The following is a 19,260-nucleotide window of genomic DNA, read 5'->3' as shown; positions in this document are numbered from 1 at the left end:
AGAAATGGATTCTTTTTTCATTTTTTTAATGAATTACAATAAAGCCGAAAAGGCTTGGTAATCCATAAGTTATAATAAGTTTCTGAATTTCTGTGAATAATTCAGGCTAATTTATATTTTTCAACTTCATTTAATGCTTCTAATAATTTGCTGCTAATTGATTCGCCTTCTTTAATATGATCGACAATGATTTTATTAGTCTCTTTGAATAAATCAGCAGCTGTTTTAAATTTATTGATCACATCTTCACTTGTTTCTTGCTGGATTTCGATAATTTTTATTATTTGCTGTACCTCTTCTTTGACATTATTGATAATCGATAAAAGTTTACTGATTTCTTCATTCGTTTGCAGATTCGCTTTTACGCCTTGATTGATCAGGTCGTTGCTACGTGCGCTATTGGTGTTGGCTTGCAAAATTTCTAATTGAATTTTTTTCGTTAAATCATTGATGTTTTTTGTACTCTCTTTTGTGTTTTCAGCCAGCTTCCTGATTTCTGAAGCAACAACGGCAAAACCTTTCCCCTGTTCCCCCGCTCTTGATGCTTCAATGGAGGCATTTAAGGCAAGAAGATTGATATTTTCCGAAATACTACTAATAACGCCTACGATTTCTTCAATTTGACGTGAACTTTCGCTTAATTGATGCATGCTTTGCAATGTTACGTTTGCTTGGTTTCCTAAATCATCAATGATCGCTTTTACTTGGTCAATTGAGTTTTTGCCTCGCCCAGAGACGTTAACCATCGAATCGGTGGATGTAATCAAGGAATTGCCTTTTTTAATCATTTGGACCGAAGTTTCATGGTTTCTGACCGTACTTTCCTCAACTCGTTGATATTCGTTGTTGATTTTTTCCACCATATTCATAATGACATGATGTTCGTCATTAACTTTTTCATTTGCTTCCATCGTTGACAATAGTTCTTTATGGATATTATTTAAAAAGATTTGAAAGGCATCTTCTTTCTCATCTAATTTTCGGTTTAAGTCATCGATTTTTTGTTTTAATAAGTTGATGTCTTCTTGCTTTGGTTTCTGTCTAGTAAACATTAAGACACTCCCTTTTTATTAGTAGATAATTATTATCTTAGCATAAAATCCTCTGATATGATTTTTCCTATTTATTATAATTTATTTAGCTTACTCCGCAAAAAATGATGCCTCTATTAGGCATCATTTTTCTGTAACAAACGTCTCCGCGGCACATTTGGCTGCGAAAGATTTCTATCATTTTATTAAACTTCTACTGTCGCTTGAACGGTGTCGCCGGAAGTTTCCTCTTCAAGATCATCAACTTGAATTTGTGAAGAAACAATGGTTGCAATGACATCTTCGTCCTCATGATTGATTATGATATTGCGATAATGGTTACGAATATCACCAACCTTAATTGTATGACCAATTTCCAGATTAGTAACATCGACTTCAATTGTTTCCGGAATATTTTGTGGGGTCGCTTTAATGTTCAGTTCATGAATTGATTGTTGGACAACACCGCCAACTTCAACACCTTTAGCAGTTCCTTTTAATAAGACAGGAACTTTTGCATGGATTTCACTTGACATACTTACATGGAGAAAATCTACATGAATAAGATGTTGATTAATTGGGTCTGCTTGATATTCTCCAAGAATCACAGTTTCTACTTTTCCATCGACATCGAGGGAGATTAATGCATTTCTGCCATGTTCATTAATTATTTTCAGCAATTCTCTTTTTTTCACAGCAATCGGTTTCGTTTCTTCATGTTTGCCATAAACCACTGCCGGAATCATTCCTCGACTCCTTATTTTGTGCAATGCTGAACTTCTAAAATCCTTTCGTACTTCTGCGACTATTGTATTACTCATTTCCTGTCACCTTCCGATATAAGATTTTAGACATAGGTATAAATTTTGCTTTATAGGAATGTCTAAGGATTGTGTAATTATATACACTTATTTCTTTATTATAGGAAAGGATGCCGCCGGTTTCAAATATTTGACATTTCTTACCACAAACCCATCAATCCTTCACATGGAAAGAGACTGCTTGAAATCACCATTTGCGGGCTTTCCAATGTTCAATAAGTCTTTTTTATTTGTTTTGTTAATTGAACTTTCATATTATCCTATGACAAACCGGTTGCTGAATTTGATGAAGATTATTGAACAGTTTGGTTTTACGGAAGGAGAATATGCCCCGCTATTGAGCTTACTTGGTCGATTCGGTCAAGCTCGGGAAATCGCCGAAGCAAATCTTTGGCTCGCTTCCGACGCATCATCCTATGTAACAGGAACAACGATTCATTTGGATGCAGGTTATACTTCAAGATAAATTTTTGTCAGATTCTCCATGGTGAGTAAACCGGAATAAACCTTTCCAAGGGGATTTTTCTAACCTCATTGGAAAGGATTTTTCTTTTTTTTGTGCAGAACGAATAAATTTCCGGGAGAAATTCCAAATTAACAAAGTTTGGAATTTTTTACATAAAATAAAGCTACTTATCCCTCCAATACATAAGGGGGTGTCTGCCTAAAATCGTAAAATCTAATGTTGAGCAATTTACTATTCTCTTCTTTTAGTTCTTTAAAGGTGCCTTTTTTGATATTAAAGCATTTCTTCCAACTCTTCCAACTCTGTAAGCTCTACATCTGAAATAACTTTGATTCCGTTTCTTTTTAATAAAGCAGAAGTCACTCCATTGCCGGGTACCTTTTTGCCGCTAAATTCACCGTTATAAATCATTGAACTTCCGCATGAAGGACTATTTTCTTTCAACACAACAGTTGTGATCTTCATCTTTTGTACCAGTTTTAATGTCTCATATGCGCCTTTTATATACATATCGGTTACATCTTTTCCTAACCGATCTACCACTTTTGCCCGGCCATCCAATACATCGAAGCCATCTCCTTGAATGATTTCGGCAGGGATCCTTGGTATTGGAAGACCTCCTAATAGTTCCGGACAAGCTGTGATAGCGCGGTTCTCATCTACTAACCTCTTGATTATGTCACGAAGGCAATGTTTCCCGTCATAACGAACTTCTAGTCCTGCTAAACATGAACTAACTAAAATCATTGATATTCAACCCCATTTTACTATGTTAATATTAAAAAAATCGGTTAGTTTCTCAAACCACTTTTGAATGATCCGGTTCAACCAAAAAGCAAAATGACACCAAAGACAACTTCGCCAAAAACACGTTAAAATGCAATCAACAAGCCAAAAAGTAATGTATACTTTACTCCAACCATACTGTTTAAAAATACTATATTCATATTAATCCGAGCCAAATAAAACACTTCTGTCGGAGCATACGGTGGCGCATCTATTAATGCTCCCTCCCATACCTTCATAAAGTTGTTTTTTCGGCAATAATCATACAATCGTCATCACAAATTGTTTTTGCAGTTGTAATGGCTTGCATGATTTCATTATTCGTTACACCTGTTTGCGGATTTCCTGTTAGGCAAATGAAATCGACGCCTAACTCTTTTGCCCTTTTTAAAGAATCAGCCGTTGAAATTCGTCCGGTTGGTAATAATTTTTGTAAAGTTTCTGCGGGTAACGCATGAACATCAACGGGTTCTAGATTGATTCCAACCGGTCTCCCAAGCAGTTCCTTCAATTTTCTTATCAAATTTTCAGCCGGTACATTCTCGAGCCCCATAATCCGCGGAGCATTGACATCAAACATATTCAATAAAATCATGTCAGCTCCAAAAGCGGCTGCATATTCCGCATTGGTTAAACCGGGATATAACGGTGTGGCCGTACAAACGATTTCCGCAATCATCGTTCTTCCTTCCGCCGCTTCAATAGACGCTTTTAAATCTTTACCGTTCATTTTTGTGAAATCTGAGGCAAGGCAATTTAATATTCGCTTCACAACCGTGCAACTCCTTTACTTTTTTAATTTTTAGAGAACAATAGCTGCAGTTTGATTATACTACTTTTTACAGCCCAAGTATTCGGAAGTAATTACAGATTCTCGCAAAGAACTGCGGAATAGAAAGGTTCTCTTCAGCAAAAAAAGCACGTAATTGTTGAACACGCTATTAAACAGAGGCGGTCAAGTTCAGCTTATAATCTTTGAGCATATTTACGATTAAAAACTGCCGGAACATTGGAAACATATACTAATTAATCATTGAAATACCAGCTGAGGTGGACAGCATTTTCTTCATCAAAACAACTTTAACTTGAATTTCATTTGGCTTATGGATTACTTCTTCATCATAAATTTCGTATCCTAATGATTGATATAGTTGAATATTTCTTGGAACTGACAGCCGAACTCTACAAGATAATGTCGGAATACCCTGCAATTTTTACTTCCATAGACGAATCAAACCTTTCGTAATTAATTCTTTTCTAACTTTTGAATCGCTTCTCCCTATATCACTGTTTTGCTCTTTTATATCCATTCGATTTCTCCCGTGAAGAAACCATTTTCGTCCTCTGTGGTGAGCTTGGAAATTACATGGGTGACTATGGTGACGAAACCAAAATCAGCACTTATAATGAGTTTCAGGCTCGTCGCCAAAAAATGAGGTTTTTCACCTCAAAATGACGACGAGATTAGGTTTCGTCGCCAAAATTGAGAGGTTTTCGACCAAAAATGACGACGAGATTAGGTTTCGTCGCCAAAAATATGAGATTTTCGACCAAAAACGGTGACGAGAACAAGCCTCGTCGCCAAAATAGTGCATTTTTCGCCTCAAAACGGTGACGAGAACGGGTTTCGTCGTCAAAATAGTGCATTTTTCGCCTCAAAACGGTGACGAGAACAAGTTTCGTCGCCAAAATTGAGAGGTTTTCGACCAAAAATGACGACGAGATTAGGTTTCGTCGCCAAAAATATGAGATTTTCGACCAAAAACGGTGACGAGAACAAGCCTCGTCGCCAAAATTGAGAGGTTTTCGACCAAAAATGACGACGAGATTAGGTTTCGTCGCCAAAAATATGAGATTTTCGACCAAAAACGGTGACGAGAACAAGCCTCGTCGCCAAAATTGAGAGGTTTTCGACCAAAAACGGTGACGAGAATGAGTCTCGTCGCCAAAATAGTGCATTTTTTGCCTCAAAACGGTGACGAGAACGGGTTTCGTCGCCAAAATAGTGCATTTTTCGCCTCAAAACGGTGACGAGAACAAGTTTCGTCGCCAAAAATGTTAGGTTTTTGACCAAAAAAGGTGACGAGAACAGAACTCGTTGTACCCATTGAAAAAAATGATTCAAAAGGACTTTTTTGTTTTGCACCTATTCGATCATATGATATATCGTTGAAAAAATAAAATAGATTAAGATACCCAGTATAAAAAGCAAGATTAACTTTTTCATAAAATTATTCCCCCCCTTTTTAAAGACTCCCTTCCACCTTTTAAAACTCCCTTTTATCCGAAATGGAAAATAAGTAATCCATAAAGTCCTACCTTAATTTTGCAAAATAACTTTATACAACATTATACAGCACCTGTTTCATTATTACTTTCAAAAAGTTTCTGATATTCATATTTCAATTCTACATTTAGTAAATGTCGAAAAATCACGTATAATGTAGGTGAAGAGTAAATGTCGTAAACGCTAGAAAAATTTACATAAAAAGGATGTATGAGATGTTTTATTTAGTTCCGTTAATGCTTGAAAAGGTTGGAATTATTCTTATTGCCCTATTTCTCCTTTCACAAATAAAATCTTTCCGGCAAATTGTACAAAGAGAGCATACTCGTCAAGATAAAATAATGCTCATCATTCTTTTTGGCGCCTTTGGAGTATTCAGCAATTATACCGGGATTGAAATTAACCATACATCCATTGAGCATGCGGGATGGTATTCAGGTATCGACCAGGAAAGCGCCATTGCCAATACGCGGGTTTTAGGTGTCGTTATTGGCGGCTTGCTTGGCGGACCCGCAGTAGGAGTGGGTGCCGGATTTATTGCTGGACTTCATCGTTATTTACTTGACGGGTTTACAGCCTTTTCCTGTTCTGTCTCTACCATATTAGCAGGAGTGGTTTCCGGCTATTTAGGCGCAAAAAGGAAAAAAATCACAGAAGGTTTTGCTGTCGCAATCGGGATGACTTTAGAATTGGTTCAAATGCTGGTTATTTTAGCTACCGCCAAACCATTTGAAAAAGCGCTGGAACTCGTTCAACTCATTGGTATTCCAATGATTTCGGTCAATGGACTCGGTATGATGTTGTTTATGCATATTATCCATTTAATGAAACGCGAAGAAGAGCGAACACTGGCCAATCAAACAGATAAGGTTTTCTCGATTGCCGATCAAACACTCCCTTATTTTCGACAAGGATTAAATGTGGAATCATGTGAACAAATTTGCAAACTAATTTTAAATATGACCGATGCGGATGCAGTTGCCATTACAGATAACCAAATTGTTCTTTCTCATGTAGGTATGGCTTCAGATCATCATACACCGATGTCGAAGCCGGAAACAGCTTTAACGAGAAAGGTTCTTGAAAGCGGAAAAATTTTTGTCGCTACATCAAAGGAAGATATTGCCTGTCATCATCAAGATTGTCCGCTGGAGGCCGCCATTGTTATTCCTTTACAAGTAAAAAACAGGGTCGCCGGAACATTAAAAATGTATTACGAGGATCCGGAAAAATTAGATCAAATTCAACGCCAATTAGCTACAGGTTTAGCCAGCTTATTTTCCACACAATTGGAACTTGTCGAAGCGGAAAGACAAACAAAATTATTGAAAGATGCAAAAATTAAAGCATTGCAGGCCCAAAATTATCCACATTTTCTTTTTAATAGTTTGAATACAATTTCTGCCCTTTGCCGAACGGATCCTGAAAAAGCAAGGGAGTTATTGTTAGAATTAAGTTCTTTTTTCCGTGGAAATCTTCAAGGAGCCGGACAACTATTTGTCCCGCTCAAAACAGAAATTGAAAACGTGAAAGCTTATCTATCATTGGTGCAAGCGCGTTTTCCGGACAAATACCGAATCCATTTTCAAATCGAACCGAATCTTGAAAAAATACCAATACCTCCGTTCCTTTTACAGCCTATTGTTGAAAATTCGATCAACTACGGATTTCCGGGCAGTAAACAGAAAGGAGAAATCAACATTCGCATCTTTACGGAACAACAAAAATTAATGATTGTCATTGAAGATAACGGGAAGGGAATACCTGAAGAGAAATTAGTTGTTTTAGGTACACAAATTGTCGAGTCAAAAAAAGGGAGCGGAACTGCCATATTTAATATCTGTCAACGTTTAAAAGGGATTTATGGTGACAGGGCTTACTTAACCCTTGACAGTAAAGAAAACCAAGGAACGAGCACAACGATATCAATACCAATCAGCAGCCAAGAAAGGATCGAGTCACACTAAAACTCGTTTTAGCAACTAATCTCATGTACAGTCATGCAAATGTCAGATACACTAAGACTCTTTTAGCAACTATTCTCACTGAACAGCCATGCAAATGTCGAGTCACACTAAAACTCGTTTTAGCAACTATATTCTCACTGAACAGCCATGCAAATGTCGAGTTACACTAAGACTCTTTTAGCAACTATTCTCACTGAATAGCCAAGCATGGATCGAGTCGCACTGAGTCTCTTATAATCTCACTGATAGGAAGGATAATGATAAAGATGTTGACTGCCTATATCGTGGACGATGAACCGTTAGCACGAGATGAATTAAAATATTTACTTCATCGAACGAAAAAAGTGAAAGTGTTGGGCGATAGCGACAATATGGAGGAAGCAATCGCTGATATCATCATTCTAAAACCCGACCTGGTCTTTCTTGATATTGAATTGGATGAAGAAAGCGGGCTGGATCTGGCAAAACAGCTGGAAAATGTTGACCCAACTCCGGCCATTATTTTTGCAACGGCCTATGATGAATACGCTCTACAAGCATTTGAAGCAAATACATTCGACTATATCCTTAAACCATTTGATGAGAAACGGATTGAAAAAACGTTGGATAAATTCATGAACCTTCAAAAGATCGTAAAAGAAGAAATGCCGCCTGCAAATGAATTAACAACGGACTATAATGGAAGATTTCCAATTATTGTCGATGACCGGATTGTCCTTCTTTCTCAAGATGAGATCATTTATTTAGAAACATCCGATGGAAAAGTGAAAATTAAAACGATCAATCATGAATACAAGGTTGACGAAACATTGGTAAGTTTGGAGAAAAAGTTACATAGCAAAAAATTTCTTCGTGTTCATCGAAGCTTTATTGTTAATATGGAATATATTGCCGAAATTCAGCCGTGGTTTAATTCGACTTACAATCTGGTAATGAAGGACCAATCAAAAGTTCCTGTAAGCCGGACATATGTAAAAGACTTGAAAAATCATATTGGCTTTTAAATCAATGTTTGTCGAATTGTTTACAAATCAATATAAGATTTTGTCATTCAGCATTCAAAATCTGTTTCTCATCCCCCATTTCTTGCACATTAAATTGAAAACACGGAGAATTCGCTTTCAATTTGTATAATTAGTAACGTAAAAGAAATTGAGTGGGGAGGTTTTACGATGAATGCGGTTTCAATTGTTATCGGTTCTGTTTGTATATTATTAATAGCCTATCGATTATACGGGACTTTCATGGCATCAAAAGTATTAAAAATTGATGAACTGGAAGACGAAAAAGTCCCAACACCTTCACAAAAATTTAATGATGGCAGGGATTATGTGCCAACAAATAAATGGGTTACGTTTGGTCACCATTTTGCCGCAATTGCAGCAGCAGGTCCGTTAGTTGGCCCGGTTTTGGCGGCTCAATTTGGTTATTTGCCGTCCTTATTATGGCTGCTAATTGGTGCCGTCATTGGCGGAGCTGTCCATGACCTTGTTGTTTTATTCTGTTCAATGCGAAGAGATGGTAAGTCATTTTCCGAAGTTGCCAAAGAAGAATTAGGTCCTGTCGCCGGTTTTTGTACAGGTTTAGCTATGTTATTTATTATAACAATTACAATGGCAGGGCTTTCACTCGTTGTCTTACATGCACTGGAAAGAAATCCTTGGGGAACTTTTGCAGTCGGTATCACAATCCCAATTGCCATGGGCGTTGGCTTATACCATAGAAAAACAGGTAATTTAAAACTTGCTACAATTGTTGGTTTTACGTTAATTATGGTAGCGGTCGTATTTGGGCATTACTTAAATGGTACATGGTTAGGCGATCTTTTGACATTTGATACGAAAACACTTGCTATTATTTTACCTATTTATGCTTTCTTTGCAGCTGCTTTACCGGTTTGGCTGTTATTACAACCGCGGGATTATTTAAGCACGTTCATGAAAGTCGGGGTATTTGCCGCACTTATTATTGGGGTCATTGCCATTAATCCAGCTATTGAATTCCCGGCTTTTACGAATTTCTTAGGAGGGGGACCTGTTGTTGCCGGTCCTGTATGGCCATTTGTTTCCATTACGATTGCTTGCGGAGCGATTTCAGGATTCCACGTTTTCGTTGGTTCCGGTACTACACCGAAAATGCTGAATCGTTGGAAAGATGCAAAGCCGGTTGCATTTGGCGCTATGCTTGTAGAATGTATTGTTGCAGTTATGGCTTTAGTAGCAGCTGTTTCCTTAGAGCCGGCTGACTATTTCGCCATCAATTCATCACCGGAAAAATATGCAGAATTAGGAATGGAACCGGTCCATTTGGCACACCTTGAAGACGAAGTAAATATGGATCTTGAAGGAAGAACAGGCGGGGCTGTTACACTTGCTGTTGGGATGACCTACATTTTTAAAGCAGTACCAATATTTGAAAATTTAGCAGCCTACTTCTATCAATTTGTTATTCTTTTTGAAGCAGTCTTTATTTTAACGGCCATTGATGCGGGAACAAGAACAGCACGTTATTTAATTCAAGACTTCTTTGGAAATTTTATCAAACCGCTTAAACGAATGGATTCGATCTGGGCAAACATTACGGCAAGTGCCATTGCCTGTTTTGCATGGGGATATTTGCTATTCTCGGGTGACATCAGTTCTGTTTGGGCCCTGTTCGGTGTATCCAATCAATTAATGGCATCAATCGGATTAATTATTGGAGCAACCGTTATTCTGAAAATTGCCGATAAACGCTGGTATATGTTGACTTGTCTAATTCCACTCATTTATCTGTATGTTACCGTAAATGTCGCAGGATTTTGGATGATTAAAAACGTCTACTTAAATTCGGCAAATGCAGGCTATAATGTGATCAACGGTGTGCTATCCGTAATTATGCTCGTTCTCGGTATTGTCATTATGGTTTCAGCCATTACCAAATGGGCGCAGTTATGGAAGATCCCTCAACCGGAATTAGTAAAGAGATCGAAATCGGAAGTTGCCTAATAAAGTGATTTTCCATTGGGGGTTTTCTCCTATCCCCAATGATGGTTCATCGCTTTTTCTCTTCTTTGGGAAAAATTATTTACTGGTTTCTTCTGGTTTTACTTGTTTTTGAAAGATGTATGTGTAAGATGGTTTCCTTCTAATACACTCGATGTCGGTACTACATCTTTGTATTCCATAACACCTTCATGGATAATCGGCGCATTGGAAACCTCTGCCATTTTTACTTTCATTGATGAATCAAACCTTTCGTATTTACATTCCATCAAAACTTACATTTTCGTCAGCTCTTTCCTTAACTTCTGAATCGCTTCTCTTATTTCTTCATTGTGTTCTTTCGTATTCATTTCATTTCTTGCATGGAGTAATACGGGGCGAACCGATTCGATTGAACGTCCGAACTGGTACATCCATTCATATCTTGGTACCATCCAAGTATGAAAATGGTGCGTAGTGTCTTCATTATAAAAATAATAAACATATTCAATTCCCAAAACATTTCTCTGAGCTTTACGAATTTTGGTCAATACCGTTATATAATCCATTTTTTCTTCTTCGGTCATTTCGTCAAAACTGGTAAAATGCCGCTTGGATGCAAGGATTACCAAACCTTTAATTGGATAGGCAACATCTTGGTGTGCATGAAAATATTCCGTTTCGGTAATAACTTGCGCGTCCGGTTCCATTACTCCACTTGTTAGCGCACAACTTAAACATTCAACTTCAACGGTTTGTCCATTCGATAAGATAATTTTTCTCATAAAATCTCCTTGTGGGTTTTATAATTTTTTTCAAAACAAATGAAGTCCCCTTTACGAAACGTGACGAATCCGCGCTTTTCATAACCGTGCTTTTCATATAATCTACACGCGCCTTTGTTTTCTGTAAAGGAATCTAAGCGAATCGCCGAGTAGTTATTTTCTTTTCCAAACTGCTCGGCAAAGTTTAATAGCTTGGTAGCAATACCCGCTCCTTGAAATTTCGGATCCACGCATAGCCGGTGGATAACCAAGATTTTATCTCCGTTATACTTCCAGGGAATGGTTTCATATTCTTCATCTTGATACTCATTTAATGTAATGACGCCTTTTATGACCGTATCCTCGGAAGCCACATAAACCTCCCTGTCCAAAATATCTTCCGTCACAACTTCTTCATTTGGATAAGTTTGATCCCATTGATTGATTCCTTGTGAACTCATATCTATTACTACATTTTTTATAATTGAAAGAATGGCTTTCTTATCATCTAGTTGCGCTAGTCTAATTTCCACCGAAAACCCACCTTATTTATATAAAATATTTTTATTATTTTATCATAAGCGGATGTTAAGAAACAGTTGTTTTCAATTTGTATATGAAAAAGTTTAAAGTATACTATCTTTATAGGTATCAATTGTTTAAAAAGCAGGATGGAATAATAAAAATATATCATTCAATTTTGGAACTGATTGGTCATACACCGATTGTAAAAAGCGGTCTTCTCGCCGGGACATATCGGGGATTTCTGCTAAAGCAAGGGAAAATTAGCGAAAAAACCTTAAAACTTGCAGACTTAAACACATGCACAAAGATTTGGTTGATTAATAGCGTAAGAAAATGGGTCGAGGTTGAACGAATCGAAAGTAAGTGAGGATAAGGTCTCGTGGACGATTTGGCATATTTCTAAACCCATTTTATCCACGAGATTGCTTCAATTTTTTATCTATCATCCATCTTTTCACTTGTAGTTTCTTTGGTAAATCTTACTCAGCTGCCATTGCTTCAGCTTTCGTCGCGTGAACGGTTCCGCGTGGATGTTGTGGTGGTGCATAAATTGAATACAATTTCAGCGGGACATTCCCGGTATTAATCACATTATGCCAAGTACCGGCCGGGACCATTATCGCCGAATCATCGTGTATTCTTCTCACATAATTCAAGTTATTACGATTTCTTCCCATGCGAACAACACCTTGACCTTGTTCTACACGTAAAAATTGATCGACTTCCGGGTGAATTTCCAAACCTATATCTTCCCCTACCTTCAAACTCATCAATGTCACCTGTAAATGATTACCGGTCCAGAGGGCTGTTCGGAAGGTGTTGTTTCGCTTCGTAACTTCCTCGATATCCACCACAAACGGTTCCGGCCCGTAATCTCTGATGGACGTCTGATTGTTCACTCTTTGTGCCTGATATTGAGGGTTACCATTCGAATCGGTTCCATAAAAAGGCAACGCACGATAAGAATTTATCGGTACATTGACATAATAAGGAGGTGGACAACAATAGGAAACATAGTAATACATGTTCTCATTCCCTTCAAATATTTTCAAAGTATCCTATGCAAAATGCCCAGTTAATGTACTTTACAAAAGGAAAGAGAATGAGCTTCCAGTATGTAATTCGATCAATGTTTTAAAGAATAACTTGCCTTGAAAAACTTTACTTTAATATCCTTGAGAGACGTCTAAACAATTATATTTCATAAATTTCAATCGGTAGGCCATCCGGATCTGCAAAAAATGTAAATCGTTTACCGGTAAGCTCGTCAATTCGGATCGGTTCAACGTCTATGCCTTTGTTTTCCAACTCTGTTTTCCATTCTTCCACCGACACAACGGCAAATGCCAAATGTCTAAGACCGGCTGCTTCCGGATAACTTGGTCGCTTTGGCGGATTTGGAAAAGAAAACAACTCTATTTGACTATTCGCCCCGACAGCTAAATCAAGTTTATATGAGTCCCGTTCTTTCCGATAAGTTTCTTGAATGATTGGAAGACCAAGTATTTTGGTATAAAAATGTTTTGACTTTTCATAGTCGGAACAAATAATCGCTACATGATGAATAAATTCCAGTTTCATACTAATACCTCCGAGTAATTTATACTGTTCAATTATAACAAAGAACCCTTTACCCGAGCGAATTTCCCGGGAAAAGGTGGCTTGTTGCATAAAGAGGCGTCTGCTCATATTTGCCAACACGTTTGCTTTCAAAAACATATCATCCCAAGAATTTTTTCACTCTTGGGATTATGTTGATTAAGTTGGGCGAAATTGGTTAGTTCCATCATCCTTTCACTGAACCGGCCAACAGTCCGCGGACAAAATATTTGCCAAGGAAGATATACACGAGCAATGTCGGTAACGCGGCAATGAGAGCACCGGCCATCTGTACATTCCATTGAACGATTTGGCTGCCGGACAGGTTCTGCAGGGCGACCATGATTGGCTGCTGATCGGACTGGGTAATTGTTGCCGCAAATAAAAATTCATTCCAAATATTCGTAAACTGCCAAATCCCGACTACCACAAATCCGGAAATCGACAGCGGCAAAATCATATAGCGAAAAATCCCTAAAAATCCGGCTCCGTCCATTTTTGCCGATTCAATCATTTCATCGGGAATATTCGCAAAAAAATTGCGGAACATCAATGTCGTAATCGGAATTCCGTAGACAACATGCACGAAAACAAGACCGGTTATTGTATTATACAAACCCATTTCCCGTAAAAATTGAATAAGCGGGATTAAAATACTTTGATAAGGAATAAACATACCAAACAAAATCCCCGTAAATACTATCTCCGAGCCTTTAAACTTCCATTTCGATATTACATAGCCATTCATTGCCCCTAATAGAGCAGATATTATGGTTGCAGGTATAACTAAATAAAAGGAATTCAACAAGTTTGGAGCCAATTTTCCAAATGCCTCGCTGTAACTGGAAAAATCAAGTGCTGACGGCAGTGACCACATGTCTGCTAAGTTTACTTCATCAAGCGGTTTGACACTTGTCACTAGCATGACATAAACCGGGATTAAAAAGAAGAAACTGAATAAAATTAAAACAATATATAAAAGGGGACGGCGAATTTTTGAAATACCCATTACGATTCCCCCTTTCGATTACTCCATAAATACGGAACGATAAAGATGGCAACACTTAACAGCATAATTATCGCAATGGCTGCACCGTTTGCATAATAATTTCCGCGGAACGTTGTTTCAAACATATTAACCCCCGGAACATCGGTAACAAAATTTGCCCCCGGACCGGTCATCGCATATATTAAATCAAAAATTTTCAGCGAGATATGGGCCATCATAATAATGACACTGACCGTAATCGGCTTCAATAATGGGATAATAATTTTTCGATAAAGCTGAAATTCTGTACAGCCATCCATCCTGGCCGCTTCCCGTATATCATCGGGAATCCCTCTTAACCCGGCCAAATACATGGCAAGAGCAAAACCGGTCATTTGCCAAACTGCCGCAATGACTACCGCTATAATGGCAACCGGCAGACCAAATTCAATTTTCCCCCATTCAAATCCGGCTAAAATATTTGTATCTGTGTACCATTTCGGTTCAATCCCAAAATTTTTCAAAAAAAGATTAATGCCGGTCGACGGGTTTAAAATCCATTGCCAAACGACCCCGGTTACAACAAATGATAAAGCCATCGGGAAAAAGAAAATATTGCGAAAGATGGATTCCCCACGAACAAGTTTCTGATCGAGCAAAATCGCCAATCCCATTCCTAAAATGATAACCAAAGCAATAAATAATACGGTAAAGGCAAGTGTATTACGCAAATCAGCTTGGAAGCGAAAATCATTCAATAAATAAAGGTAATTTTTCATTCCGGCAAAAGAAAAATCAGGAACAATCGTATTCCAATTACTGACCGATACATATCCCGTCCAACCAATAAATCCATATACAAAAATAGCAATTAATATAACAGACGGTATTAAGAAAAGAATGGACATCCAGCGATCTGTTGTTAGCTTTTTTCTCTTCTTTACTTGTATAATCGGTTGCTGATTTACATGTACAGTTTTTGCGGGTTCCATATCCACCCCTCCTCTGCATGACTTCTTAACTATGTTTCGGACGATTCGATTTGCATTAAAAACAAAAAACATCCCGTTTTGCCTAAATTTACCGATTATTTTTACAAAGTTCTTTTTAAAATTTATTTATTCTTCCTACCGCATGACTTCTTGATTTTTTTATGCAAAGGTTGCCTCCATAAATATCATTCAAAATATCCTTGAATGGAAAATGGGGGATGATTGCCCCCCATTTTCTTCCGTCCGATCTATTTCAACTCTTGTGCGGCTGTCTCCAGTGCATTAATAAATTGATCAACATCTTTTTGGGTAACAAAAATATTTACAGCTTGGTTCACTCTTGTTAAAAATCCTTCCGGTGCAGCCGAACCGTGGGCCAGACTAGGCGTCAGTTTGCTTGCTTTGAAATCGTCCATCGCAGCTTTACCGTATTCATCATATTTTGATACTTCCGCATCAATACGTGCAGGGATGGAACCTTTTAACGGATTAAATGCATCTTGACCTTCCACCGACCCAAGTACACCTAAAAATTTCTTGACATCGTCCGGATTTTTTACACCTTTAGGTAAACCAAATGTATCGGTAATGACCATAAAATATCCGTCTGTTTCGGGAGTTACCACATAGCCAAAGTCTTCATTTACTTTCAATTTCAAGTCATTAACAAAATACCCTTTTGCCCAGTCTCCCATAATATTCATGGCCGCTTCACCGTTTGCAACTAATTGGGAAGCGTCTTGCCAGTTACGGGAACTATGATCATCATTAATATACCCGATCATTTTAGCGAAAATTTCTGCCGACTTTACAACCCGATCATCTTTAAAGGAGATATCACCTGTCCAAAGTTTTTTATAATCATCCGGACCGAGTTTTGCCAGTAAAATATTTTCAAAAATATGAGTAGCTGTCCATGGCTCTTTATCTCCAAGTGCCAATGGTGTAATTCCTTTATCTTTCAATTGTTCACTAACCGCAAAAAACTCATCGAACGTGGCAGGCGGTTGCAAACCATTTTCTTCAAATATTTTTTTGTTATACCATAAAACATTACTTCTATGGATATTTACCGGTACAGAGTAGATCTTTCCATCCTTACTGACCATATCAATTAAATCTTGCGGGAATTTATCATTCCAGCCTTCACTCTCATATAAATCGTTCAACGGTTCCATTTTCCCCGCTGCAACCCAGCTGGCATTCAATTCTTCCCCACCGTGAACTTGGAAAGTGGAAGGCGGATCATTTCCTTGCATCCGGCTGGCCAATACAGCTTTTGCATTTGTTCCTGCACCACCGGCTACAGCAGCATTTTCAACCTTTATATCCGGATACTCTTCACTAAATAAATCCAATAATGCCAACAAACCGTCCTCTTCACCGGCCCCTGTCCACCAGCTAAAAATTTCTAACTTTGCTGCTTTAGAACTTTCCTTATTGTTTTTCCCATCGCCTGAGCCGGTGCTTTTTTCCGAATTGTTGCAAGCCTCCAGCGCGAACGAAACAACGAGCAAGAAAGCTAACAATATACGAAACTTTTTCATTCTTTCTCCCCCTCTGATCTTTTTGTTACCGCTTCCATTCCAATTATAATAATAAAAAAGAAGTGCCTATCTCCTTTTTTCTGTACGATTTTAACAATTTCTTCATTTTTTTAAGATGGTGTTCCGGAATGCACGTGGTGACATATGAAAATATTTTTTAAACACCCGACTGAAGTAATTCGGATCCCGATATCCGACAGCAAAACTGATTTCCTTAAAGCTTAGCTGATTTTGTAAAAGCAGTTCTTTAGCCTTTTCGAGTCTCAATTCCGTAACATAATCAACAAAGGTTTTTCCCGTTTCTTCTTTAAAAATCTTTGCAAAATACGGGGGACTTAATTCCACTTTTTCCGCCACTTGTTCTAAAGTTAGCAATTCATTGAAATGATTCCGGATATATTGTTTTGCCCGCTCAACATAACCTTGAGACCGGTAAAATTGCTGTACAGATAATGAACATTGATGTAAAAACGACGCCCACTCACTCAAACTTTTGCTATTGTCTATGGAACAATTTTGAGTATCGATTCCTTTTGTATGTAAATTTTGTTTGATTAGTACATACAACGGTTGTAAGTTTTCTTCATCCGTTTGCTTTACATGTTTAATAGCCCGTATCACATCATTTTGTAATAAACAATCGAGTATTTCCTTCAAAATTTCTTGAACAGCGGCCTCTGTATGTGTCGGAAAACCATACCCGCCGCGATTTTGCACCTTCAATTGTCCGAGTGCCAATAATGCTTCGTTAAATGATCTTGGGAAGTCTTGCAGCTGTTCATAGATACCACCAATGCCCATCCATTTTTTCCCGCTTGATGTCAAAAATAACATCCTGACAAAACGAAGCACCTCGGCTTTATCGACTGTGTCTTCACTCATGATAAGCATAATGAAAGGAGCTCTGTTTTTTTCTTGGATAATTGAATACCTATATGTTTCCGTAATTTTTCTGCTAAGTATCTCCCGTTCCTCTTCACGTTCCAAGTCGATAACGAGAAAGAACCCGGCTTTCATTGTCGGAAAATATTCTTGCTTTATCGTCTGCAAATCCTTTGTGATATTTTGGTCCATTATTTGTTGTAAAAAATGTTTTTTGGCAATTTCTGCGGCATACTTTTTCCTCTCCTGGTTCATTTGTTCTTCGGCAATTTCCCGATATACATTTAAAATAGCTTGAATGGTTTCTTCTTTCGTCGCCGGTTTTAAGATATATTCTTTCACTCCTTTTTTCATCGCCTGCTTTGCATAGTCAAACGAGTCATAGGCAGAAATCATGATAAACTTTATATCCGGATGTTTCTCCTTAATCCGTTCAATCGCTTCCAGACCGTCAATACCCGGCATTTTTATATCCATCAACATGATGTTCGGTCTTTTTTCATCGGCCAACTGAATAGCTTGTCTTCCGTTTGCCGCCTCGCCGCAGATTATGGTCTTCCCAAAGTGGTCCTCGATTATTTTACGCATCGCTTTTCTTTCAATCATTTCATCATCCACTAAAGCAATCGATAAATTCATTGTTCATCACCTCTCAATGTCGATTTAGGCAGGTGAAGCTGAATTTTTGTCCCTTTTTCCGGTTCCGATAAAATCTGCACCAAATTATCCATCCCGAAAAACAACTGGAGTCTACGCATGACATTTTCCAACCCGAGTCCCGTCGAATGACCGGTATGTCCTTTCTTTTTATCGCTTCCTGTTAAATGACGATACTTTTGAATGATTGACTCACTCATCCCGACACCATTATCGGCCACTTCAACAATAATACAGGAATCGGCATCACGAACTGATAAACAAATTTCCCCACCTTCTTCTCTCCCTTCAATCCCGTGAATAAAAGCATTTTCTACTAGCGGTTGCAAAATCAGCCGCGGTACACGTGTATCAAGACAGCCCTCATCAATATCGGTATGAAAGGTAATTCGATCAAAAAAGCGGGTTTGCTGGATGTAGAAATAGTCTTTTACCACTTTTACCTCTTCACGTAATGGTACTGATTTCTCCAAATCTCCTAAACTATAGCGGAGAAGGGAAGAAACCGATTCAATCAATCTTGTTGTTTGATCGGCATTTTCTAAAAAAGCCATCCTTGAGATTGTATTCAATGTGTTAAATAAAAAATGCGGATTCACTTGATTTTGTAAATGTTTTAATTCCAGTTCTTTCATGAGTTGTTCCTGCTCTGACTTTTTTTGCATTTCCTGAATTAATTCACGAATATTCCCGCGCATTTGATTAAAAGCTTCCCCTAAAATCTTCATTTCATCATTGGATTGGATTTCAATTGTCTTTCCGTCTAATTTTCCCGCTGAAACTTCCCTGGCCATATTCGTCAGCACCTGGATTGGTTCATTAAGTTCTTTTGAAAACCAAAGAGCGAAAAAGACTGCCAAAAGAACAGATGTTAAAAACAAATAAATAATAAATTGACGAAACGCATCATTTCGCTCATTCAACTGCTGATAAAAAGACTGGTATTCCGTCAATTCCAAATCAATTAAGTCAAGCGTTATTTCTT

The 19,260-nt window shown here is 37.9% G+C and carries 23 protein-coding genes; 5 read left to right on the top strand and 18 right to left on the bottom strand.

What is annotated here, in order from left to right:
- Nucleotides 1–101: 101 nt before the first annotated feature.
- Both BT1A1_RS03680 and BT1A1_RS03675 read right to left on the bottom strand, forming a co-directional pair.
- Entirely contained in the window at nucleotides 102–1,052 is a 951-nt protein-coding gene (locus tag BT1A1_RS03680; protein ID WP_034768247.1) for a methyl-accepting chemotaxis protein, read from the bottom strand.
- Nucleotides 1,053–1,237: 185 nt separating this feature from the next.
- Nucleotides 1,238–1,852 carry a 50S ribosomal protein L25/general stress protein Ctc gene (locus tag BT1A1_RS03675; protein ID WP_034768245.1) on the bottom strand — a complete coding sequence of 205 codons (615 nt, stop codon included), beginning with the start codon at nucleotides 1,850–1,852 and terminating at the stop codon, nucleotides 1,238–1,240.
- A gap of 208 nt (nucleotides 1,853–2,060) precedes the next feature.
- Here BT1A1_RS03675 and BT1A1_RS17735 point away from each other — a divergent pair, with 208 nt between their 5' ends.
- A complete protein-coding gene (locus BT1A1_RS17735) occupies nucleotides 2,061–2,318 on the top strand; it encodes an SDR family oxidoreductase (protein WP_029143119.1) in 258 nt (85 codons plus the stop codon).
- Between the two features lie 273 nt (nucleotides 2,319–2,591).
- Here BT1A1_RS17735 and BT1A1_RS03665 read toward each other — a convergent pair whose 3' ends face one another.
- The 6 genes from BT1A1_RS03665 to BT1A1_RS18485 form a co-directional block, all read right to left on the bottom strand.
- The gene (locus BT1A1_RS03665) at nucleotides 2,592–3,065 is read right to left on the bottom strand and encodes a 2-thiouracil desulfurase family protein (protein ID WP_026684082.1); all 474 of its coding nucleotides are present in this window, start codon (nucleotides 3,063–3,065) and stop codon (nucleotides 2,592–2,594) included.
- A gap of 125 nt (nucleotides 3,066–3,190) precedes the next feature.
- A complete protein-coding gene (locus BT1A1_RS18495; protein ID WP_156103167.1) occupies nucleotides 3,191–3,343 on the bottom strand; it encodes a hypothetical protein in 153 nt (50 codons plus the stop codon).
- On the bottom strand, nucleotides 3,340–3,876 hold the full coding sequence (locus BT1A1_RS03660; protein ID WP_051988989.1) for a DUF7916 family protein: 537 nt from the start codon (nucleotides 3,874–3,876) through the stop codon (nucleotides 3,340–3,342). Before BT1A1_RS03660 ends, BT1A1_RS18495 begins: the two co-directional genes overlap by 4 nt.
- 250 nt (nucleotides 3,877–4,126) lie before the next feature.
- Complete coding sequence (locus BT1A1_RS03655; protein ID WP_034768235.1) at nucleotides 4,127–4,315, bottom strand: N-acetyltransferase; 189 nt, start codon at nucleotides 4,313–4,315, stop codon at nucleotides 4,127–4,129.
- 253 nt (nucleotides 4,316–4,568) lie between these two features.
- Nucleotides 4,569–5,105 carry a hypothetical protein gene (locus BT1A1_RS18490; RefSeq protein ID WP_156103166.1) on the bottom strand — a complete coding sequence of 179 codons (537 nt, stop codon included), beginning with the start codon at nucleotides 5,103–5,105 and terminating at the stop codon, nucleotides 4,569–4,571.
- Entirely contained in the window at nucleotides 5,072–5,212 is a 141-nt protein-coding gene (locus BT1A1_RS18485; RefSeq protein ID WP_156103165.1) for a hypothetical protein, read from the bottom strand. The genes BT1A1_RS18490 and BT1A1_RS18485 overlap by 34 nt, the downstream gene beginning before the upstream one ends.
- 394 nt (nucleotides 5,213–5,606) lie before the next feature.
- Between BT1A1_RS18485 and BT1A1_RS03650 the strand changes: the two genes are divergently transcribed.
- From BT1A1_RS03650 to BT1A1_RS03640, 3 genes are all read left to right on the top strand, one after another.
- Nucleotides 5,607–7,358 (top strand): sensor histidine kinase, encoded by a 1,752-nt coding sequence (locus tag BT1A1_RS03650; RefSeq protein ID WP_034768233.1) that lies wholly within the window; start codon nucleotides 5,607–5,609, stop codon nucleotides 7,356–7,358.
- Between the two features lie 266 nt (nucleotides 7,359–7,624).
- Entirely contained in the window at nucleotides 7,625–8,362 is a 738-nt protein-coding gene (locus tag BT1A1_RS03645) for a LytR/AlgR family response regulator transcription factor (protein ID WP_034768252.1), read from the top strand.
- 168 nt (nucleotides 8,363–8,530) lie between these two features.
- Nucleotides 8,531–10,345 (top strand): carbon starvation CstA family protein, encoded by a 1,815-nt coding sequence (locus BT1A1_RS03640; protein ID WP_034768231.1) that lies wholly within the window; start codon nucleotides 8,531–8,533, stop codon nucleotides 10,343–10,345.
- A gap of 98 nt (nucleotides 10,346–10,443) precedes the next feature.
- On the opposite strand, the gene BT1A1_RS19440 is transcribed toward BT1A1_RS03640, so the two are convergent.
- Genes BT1A1_RS19440 through BT1A1_RS03630 form a run of 3 tightly spaced genes read right to left on the bottom strand, consistent with a single transcriptional unit; the run spans nucleotide 10,444 to nucleotide 11,618 of the window.
- Nucleotides 10,444–10,578, bottom strand: coding sequence for a hypothetical protein (locus tag BT1A1_RS19440; RefSeq protein ID WP_268753577.1), 135 nt, complete (start codon nucleotides 10,576–10,578; stop codon nucleotides 10,444–10,446).
- Nucleotides 10,579–10,617: 39 nt separating this feature from the next.
- Nucleotides 10,618–11,106, bottom strand: a complete 489-nt coding sequence (locus BT1A1_RS03635) for an HIT family protein (protein ID WP_034768229.1) — start codon at nucleotides 11,104–11,106, stop codon at nucleotides 10,618–10,620.
- Nucleotides 11,103–11,618 (bottom strand): GNAT family N-acetyltransferase, encoded by a 516-nt coding sequence (locus BT1A1_RS03630; RefSeq protein ID WP_034768227.1) that lies wholly within the window; start codon nucleotides 11,616–11,618, stop codon nucleotides 11,103–11,105. Before BT1A1_RS03630 ends, BT1A1_RS03635 begins: the two co-directional genes overlap by 4 nt.
- A gap of 122 nt (nucleotides 11,619–11,740) precedes the next feature.
- Between BT1A1_RS03630 and BT1A1_RS03625 the strand changes: the two genes are divergently transcribed.
- Entirely contained in the window at nucleotides 11,741–11,977 is a 237-nt protein-coding gene (locus BT1A1_RS03625; protein ID WP_231553279.1) for an aminotransferase class IV, read from the top strand.
- Nucleotides 11,978–12,089: 112 nt separating this feature from the next.
- On the opposite strand, the gene BT1A1_RS03620 is transcribed toward BT1A1_RS03625, so the two are convergent.
- From BT1A1_RS03620 to BT1A1_RS03590, 7 genes are all read right to left on the bottom strand, one after another.
- Complete coding sequence (locus BT1A1_RS03620) at nucleotides 12,090–12,635, bottom strand: cupin domain-containing protein (RefSeq protein ID WP_034768223.1); 546 nt, start codon at nucleotides 12,633–12,635, stop codon at nucleotides 12,090–12,092.
- A 169-nt stretch (nucleotides 12,636–12,804) separates the two neighbouring features.
- On the bottom strand, nucleotides 12,805–13,191 hold the full coding sequence (locus BT1A1_RS03615) for an SMU1112c/YaeR family gloxylase I-like metalloprotein (protein ID WP_034768249.1): 387 nt from the start codon (nucleotides 13,189–13,191) through the stop codon (nucleotides 12,805–12,807).
- Nucleotides 13,192–13,396: 205 nt separating this feature from the next.
- A complete protein-coding gene (locus tag BT1A1_RS03610) occupies nucleotides 13,397–14,218 on the bottom strand; it encodes a carbohydrate ABC transporter permease (RefSeq protein WP_034768220.1) in 822 nt (273 codons plus the stop codon).
- Nucleotides 14,218–15,189: a carbohydrate ABC transporter permease gene (locus BT1A1_RS03605; RefSeq protein ID WP_034768219.1), complete on the bottom strand. Its 972-nt coding sequence runs from the start codon at nucleotides 15,187–15,189 to the stop codon at nucleotides 14,218–14,220. Before BT1A1_RS03605 ends, BT1A1_RS03610 begins: the two co-directional genes overlap by 1 nt.
- A gap of 248 nt (nucleotides 15,190–15,437) precedes the next feature.
- Nucleotides 15,438–16,736: an ABC transporter substrate-binding protein gene (locus BT1A1_RS03600; protein ID WP_034768217.1), complete on the bottom strand. Its 1,299-nt coding sequence runs from the start codon at nucleotides 16,734–16,736 to the stop codon at nucleotides 15,438–15,440.
- A gap of 102 nt (nucleotides 16,737–16,838) precedes the next feature.
- A complete protein-coding gene (locus BT1A1_RS03595; protein ID WP_034768215.1) occupies nucleotides 16,839–18,257 on the bottom strand; it encodes a response regulator in 1,419 nt (472 codons plus the stop codon).
- Nucleotides 18,254–19,260, bottom strand: a 1,007-nt coding sequence (locus BT1A1_RS03590; RefSeq protein ID WP_034768212.1) for a sensor histidine kinase, incomplete at its 5' end; no start/stop codon positions are given. The genes BT1A1_RS03590 and BT1A1_RS03595, both read right to left, overlap by 4 nt.

This window comes from Caldibacillus thermoamylovorans, assembly GCF_000751775.1.
Lineage (GTDB): Bacteria > Bacillota > Bacilli > Bacillales > Caldibacillaceae > Caldifermentibacillus > Caldifermentibacillus hisashii.
Note: the sequence above shows the minus strand (reverse complement) of the source record. Positions and strands in the feature narration are given on the sequence as shown.

Bases quoted from the DNA above. Each gene is read 5' to 3' on its own strand.
- BT1A1_RS03665 (WP_026684082.1), bottom strand. From the start codon at position 3,065: ATGATTTTAGTTAGTTCATGTTTAGCAGGACTAGAAGTTCGTTATGAC.
- BT1A1_RS03605 (WP_034768219.1), bottom strand. From the start codon at position 15,189: ATGGAACCCGCAAAAACTGTACATGTAAATCAGCAACCGATTATACAA.
- BT1A1_RS19440 (WP_268753577.1), bottom strand. From the start codon at position 10,578: ATGAAAGTAAAAATGGCAGAGGTTTCCAATGCGCCGATTATCCATGAA.
- BT1A1_RS03650 (WP_034768233.1), top strand. From the start codon at position 5,607: ATGTTTTATTTAGTTCCGTTAATGCTTGAAAAGGTTGGAATTATTCTT.
- BT1A1_RS03610 (WP_034768220.1), bottom strand. From the start codon at position 14,218: ATGGGTATTTCAAAAATTCGCCGTCCCCTTTTATATATTGTTTTAATT.
- BT1A1_RS03615 (WP_034768249.1), bottom strand. From the start codon at position 13,191: ATGAAACTGGAATTTATTCATCATGTAGCGATTATTTGTTCCGACTAT.
- BT1A1_RS18495 (WP_156103167.1), bottom strand. From the start codon at position 3,343: ATGAAGGTATGGGAGGGAGCATTAATAGATGCGCCACCGTATGCTCCG.
- BT1A1_RS17735 (WP_029143119.1), top strand. From the start codon at position 2,061: ATGTTCAATAAGTCTTTTTTATTTGTTTTGTTAATTGAACTTTCATAT.
- BT1A1_RS03595 (WP_034768215.1), bottom strand. From the start codon at position 18,257: ATGAATTTATCGATTGCTTTAGTGGATGATGAAATGATTGAAAGAAAA.
- BT1A1_RS03620 (WP_034768223.1), bottom strand. From the start codon at position 12,635: ATGTATTACTATGTTTCCTATTGTTGTCCACCTCCTTATTATGTCAAT.
- BT1A1_RS18485 (WP_156103165.1), bottom strand. From the start codon at position 5,212: ATGGGTACAACGAGTTCTGTTCTCGTCACCTTTTTTGGTCAAAAACCT.
- BT1A1_RS03640 (WP_034768231.1), top strand. From the start codon at position 8,531: ATGAATGCGGTTTCAATTGTTATCGGTTCTGTTTGTATATTATTAATA.
- BT1A1_RS03645 (WP_034768252.1), top strand. From the start codon at position 7,625: ATGTTGACTGCCTATATCGTGGACGATGAACCGTTAGCACGAGATGAA.
- BT1A1_RS03675 (WP_034768245.1), bottom strand. From the start codon at position 1,852: ATGAGTAATACAATAGTCGCAGAAGTACGAAAGGATTTTAGAAGTTCA.
- BT1A1_RS03680 (WP_034768247.1), bottom strand. From the start codon at position 1,052: ATGTTTACTAGACAGAAACCAAAGCAAGAAGACATCAACTTATTAAAA.
- BT1A1_RS03635 (WP_034768229.1), bottom strand. From the start codon at position 11,106: ATGAGAAAAATTATCTTATCGAATGGACAAACCGTTGAAGTTGAATGT.
- BT1A1_RS03600 (WP_034768217.1), bottom strand. From the start codon at position 16,736: ATGAAAAAGTTTCGTATATTGTTAGCTTTCTTGCTCGTTGTTTCGTTC.